This window comes from Aliivibrio sp. S2TY2, assembly GCF_028765525.1.
Classification (GTDB): domain Bacteria; phylum Pseudomonadota; class Gammaproteobacteria; order Enterobacterales; family Vibrionaceae; genus Aliivibrio; species Aliivibrio finisterrensis_A.
Window position 1 is genome coordinate 1 of the sequence record NZ_JARACS010000032.1, and the last position, 1,184, is coordinate 1,184.

Sequence of the window (1,184 nt, forward strand, 5' to 3'; positions counted from 1 at the left end):
CGACTATGGTGTCAATTACTAATTATTAGCGTGGTTTTTATCCCACATGACACCATCTCGTACCATTGAATTAAGTATCACAACCATCTTTCTAACGCAGGCAATAATAGCGAGCTTTTTGGGTTTTCCCTCAGCTACGAGGCGACTGTAAGTCGACTTAAATACGGGGTTACATTGCATTGCTGACATCATCGCCATATAGAGAACCGTCCGTACTTGTTTACGGCCTCCTTTGATTTTTCTATGGCCTTTGTAGCACCCGCTATCCCGATTTATAGGGGCGACGCCAACCAAAGCTGAAGCTTTTTTATTACTAATACTTCCAAGCTCAGGGAGATTACTTATTAGCGATGCAGCGGCAACTTTCCCTATGCCAGGAACGCTTTGAAGGATTTCATTTTTATGCTTATATTCATCGCAAGATTCAATAAGTTTAATGATTTTTTCTTCAATCTTTTGGATTTGATTTTTGAAAGCGGTCAATATTGGTTTAATGGTCATCGCTAGTTCTTTAGGGAGTATTTGAAGGCGATTCTTTTCCATGGTTTGCATGGATAATAATTGGTTTCTACGAATGACTAAGTCGCTCATTAGCCTTATGTTTTCAGGCTTTAGAGTTGATAGTGGGGGCTCAATTCTTTCAGAGTACAAAGCAATTAATTGGGCATCTAATTTATCTGTTTTGGCTATTTGTCCAATAGCGCCAGCAAATCGTCTTACATGAATGGGGTTGGCAACCACGTAGGGAAGCTTAGCCTTTGAGCAAGCAAGAACAAAGGGGACTTCAAGTCTGCCTGTTGCCTCAATAACGATGCGTTCTGGTTTATGTTTCTTGATGGTTGTAATGGCTTCTTCTATGCCTTTAGCGTCATTAGAAACAGAAAAGAACAGACCTACGGGTCTGATGAAAATGTCTAGTTGAGTTTTACCGGTATCAACACCGACATTGATGCTTTGAAATGTAGGATTATTCATAATAAGCTTACTCTTGTTTGCTATAATACGGGTTCGAGACCCAGTCGACTATTCGAGTGTAGGCTTGGAGTTTATACAGCGTTCGCGTTTGTTATCGGTCTCTCGATAGAGGAGCCATGCATCAACCGAACTACTTTATAAATCAACTTTAGTTGCAGCTAAAGTCTGGGTCTCACTTTACCCTAATTGAGTGTTTATTATCCATACAA

The 1,184-nt window shown here is 40.3% G+C and carries 1 protein-coding gene; it reads right to left on the reverse strand.

All coding sequences use genetic code 11. The annotated features are described in order from the left end of the window. Positions 1 to 18: 18 nt before the first annotated feature. Positions 19 to 975 carry an IS110 family transposase gene (locus tag PVK63_RS19850; protein ID WP_130088443.1) on the reverse strand — a complete coding sequence of 319 codons (957 nt, stop codon included), beginning with the start codon at positions 973 to 975 and terminating at the stop codon, positions 19 to 21. Between the last annotated feature and the right edge of the window lie 209 nt (positions 976 to 1,184).